This window comes from Pseudomonas sp. 05T35 (genome assembly GCF_056396605.1).
The window spans coordinates 1-3,225 of sequence record NZ_JBFTLU010000487.1 but is presented as its reverse complement, the minus strand read 5'-3'; the positions used below and the strand labels follow the sequence as shown (position 1 = coordinate 3,225).

Genomic DNA, 3,225 nt, shown 5'->3' with positions numbered 1-3,225 from the left:
ATTGGATAATGAGGCAGCCGCCACCGTTTTGCGTGCGTGCGGTGCAAACCTCGACAAACTCAAGCATGACCTGCAGGAGTTCATCGACTCCACCACGCCTTTGATCCCCCTTCATGACGAGGATCGCGAAACCCAGCCAACCCTGGGCTTCCAGCGTGTACTGCAACGTGCTGTTTTTCATGTACAGAGCTCGGGCAAACGCGAAGTAACCGGCGCCAACGTGCTGGTTGCAATCTTCAGTGAGCAAGAGAGTCAGGCGGTGTTCCTGCTGAAACAGCAGAGCGTTGCACGCATTGATGTCGTCAATTACATCGCTCATGGCATCTCGAAAGTGCCAGGGCATGGCGAACACTCTGAAGGTGAGCAAGATATGCAGGACGACGAGGGCGGTGAGTCTTCTTCTTCAGGCAATCCTCTGGATGCATATGCCAGCAACCTCAACGAACTGGCGCGCCAGGGTCGTATCGACCCATTGGTCGGGCGTGAAATGGAAGTTGAGCGTGTCGCGCAGATTCTGGCGCGGCGGCGCAAAAACAATCCGTTGCTGGTCGGCGAGGCAGGCGTGGGTAAAACCGCAATTGCCGAAGGTCTGGCCAAGCGCATCGTCGACAATCAGGTGCCTGATCTGTTGGCCAACAGCGTGGTTTATTCGCTCGATCTGGGCGCGTTGCTGGCTGGGACCAAGTACCGTGGCGATTTCGAGAAGCGCTTCAAGGCGCTGCTCAATGAGCTGAAAAAACGTCCGCAGGCGATCCTGTTCATCGACGAGATCCACACCATTATTGGTGCGGGTGCTGCCTCTGGCGGTGTCATGGATGCTTCGAACCTGCTCAAGCCGCTGCTGTCGTCGGGTGATATCCGTTGCATCGGCTCGACCACGTTCCAGGAATTCCGTGGGATCTTCGAAAAAGACCGTGCGCTGGCACGGCGCTTCCAGAAGGTCGATGTGTCGGAGCCTTCGGTCGAAGACACCATCGGTATCCTGCGCGGTCTCAAGGGGCGTTTCGAACTCCATCACAATATCGAATACAGTGATGAAGCCCTGCGCGCCGCTGCCGAGCTGGCATCGCGCTACATCAATGACCGGCACATGCCGGACAAGGCCATCGACGTCATCGACGAGGCGGGCGCCTATCAGCGTCTGCAGCCAATCGAGAAGCGTGTGAAACGCATCGAAGTGCCTCAGGTCGAGGACATCGTGGCGAAGATCGCGCGGATTCCGCCAAAACACGTCACCAGCTCCGACAAAGAGCTGCTGCGTAACCTTGAGCGTGATCTGAAGTTGACGGTGTTTGGCCAGGATGCGGCGATCGACTCGTTGTCGACTGCGATCAAGCTGTCCCGTGCGGGTCTGAAGTCGCCTGACAAGCCAGTCGGTTCGTTCCTGTTTGCCGGCCCTACCGGGGTCGGTAAGACCGAAGCGGCCCGGCAACTGGCCAAGGCGTTGGGGATCGAGCTGGTTCGCTTCGATATGTCCGAGTACATGGAGCGTCACACCGTTTCGCGCTTGATCGGTGCGCCTCCAGGCTACGTCGGGTTCGATCAGGGCGGCCTGCTGACTGAAGCGATCACCAAGCAGCCTCACTGCGTGCTGTTGCTCGATGAAATCGAGAAGGCGCATCCGGAAGTCTTCAACCTGCTGTTGCAGGTCATGGACCACGGTACGCTCACCGATAACAACGGGCGCAAGGCGGATTTCCGTAACGTGATCGTCATCATGACGACCAACGCCGGTGCYGAAACCGCAGCTCGGGCGTCTATCGGCTTCGCGTATCAGGATCACTCGTCCGACGCAATGGAAGTGATCAAGAAGAGCTTTACGCCGGAATTCCGTAACCGTCTGGACACCATTATCCAGTTTGGTCGCCTCAGTCATGAGGTCATCAAAAGCGTGGTGGACAAGTTCCTTACCGAACTGCAGGCGCAGCTGGAAGACAAGCGTGTACTGCTCGAGGTCACCGACGCTGCACGCAGTTGGCTGGCGGCCGGTGGTTACGATGCGACCATGGGTGCGCGACCAATGGCGCGCTTGATCCAGGACAAGATCAAGCGTCCGCTGGCGGAGGAGATTCTCTTTGGCGAACTGGCTGAGCATGGCGGTGTGGTGCACATCGACATCAAGGATGGCGAGTTGACCTTTGAGTTCGAGACCACAGCAGAAATGGCCTGACGGTTGTTGCTGTTGTTTTAAAGCAGAAGGCGCCTGGTGGCGCCTTTTTGCTGTCTGTGGGTTGGGGTTGGGGTTGGGTTTTGGGTGTATATCCATTGCTGCGGTAACGGCTGCTGGCGGTTTCGCCCTTACGGCGAGTCCCTTTTGGCAAACGCCCCAAAAGGAACCAAAAGGTCTCGCCCCGAGCGTACGGCACCTCGCTTAGGCTCGGCGTTCCCTCGTTACGGTATTCATCAGGAGGCATCGCCTACGGTCTGCTTCGCGACGACCTCCTCTCGATGTGTCCGGCTACGCCGTACGGCGCTGCGCGCCAACCTCCTGATGAACACCTCCACTCGGCCTCCCGAAGGGGCGGGTGGATCAAGATCAACAGCGGCAGGCGAGCTAACGCTCGGCCTGTTGAGTGGTGGGGGGTATGCGTTGCTTTGCCTTTTTGCCTTTTTTGTGGGAACCGGGCTTGCCCGCGATKACGACCTGACAGCCGACCAATCTCTCACAGATGTACGCCATTCAAAAGTGTGGGAGCTGGCTTGCCTGCGATGGCGGCCTGACAGCCGACCAATCTCTTGCAGATGCACGCCAATCCATTGTGGGAGCGAGCCTGCTCGCGATGGCGACCTGGCAGCCGGCCTATCTCTTGCGGATGTACACCAATAAAAACTGTGGGAGCTGGCTTGCCTGCGATGGCGGCCTGACAGCCGACCAATCTCTTGCAGATGCACGCCAATCCATTGTGGGAGCGAGCCTGCTCGCGATGGCGGCCTGACAGCCGACCAATCTCTTGCGGATGTACACCAATAAAAACTGTGGGAACTGGCTTGCCTGTGATGGCGGCCTGACTGTTGATCGGTTTCTGGTGGATGTACTCGAATTACATTGGGCCTACAAAACGCTTTGGCTTTTGATCCTGATCTGCTTTTGATCTTTCGCCCCATCGGCAGGCCGAGCGTAGGTGTCCATCAGGGGGTAGGCGCGCAGCGCCGTTCGACGAAGTCGAACACATCGAGAGGAGGTCGTCGCGAAGCAGACCGTAGGCGATGCCCCCTGATGGGCAC

Annotated in this window: 2 protein-coding genes; both read left to right on the top strand. The window is 58.1% G+C overall.

Going from position 1 to position 3,225, the window contains the following annotated elements; genetic code table 11:
* Positions 1 to 2,170, top strand: a 2,170-nt coding sequence (clpA, locus tag AC1DH9_RS25775; RefSeq protein WP_477809038.1) for an ATP-dependent Clp protease ATP-binding subunit ClpA, incomplete at its 5' end; no start/stop codon positions are given.
* A gap of 499 nt (positions 2,171 to 2,669) precedes the next feature.
* Positions 2,670 to 2,936: a hypothetical protein gene (locus AC1DH9_RS25770; protein WP_442114572.1), complete on the top strand. Its 267-nt coding sequence runs from the start codon at positions 2,670 to 2,672 to the stop codon at positions 2,934 to 2,936.
* Positions 2,937 to 3,225: the final 289 nt, after the last annotated feature.

What these genes read in the sequence shown, in the direction of transcription:
- AC1DH9_RS25770 (WP_442114572.1), top strand. Translation starts at nt 2,670, where the DNA reads ATGTACGCCATTCAAAAGTGTGGGAGCTGGCTTGCCTGCGATGGCGGC.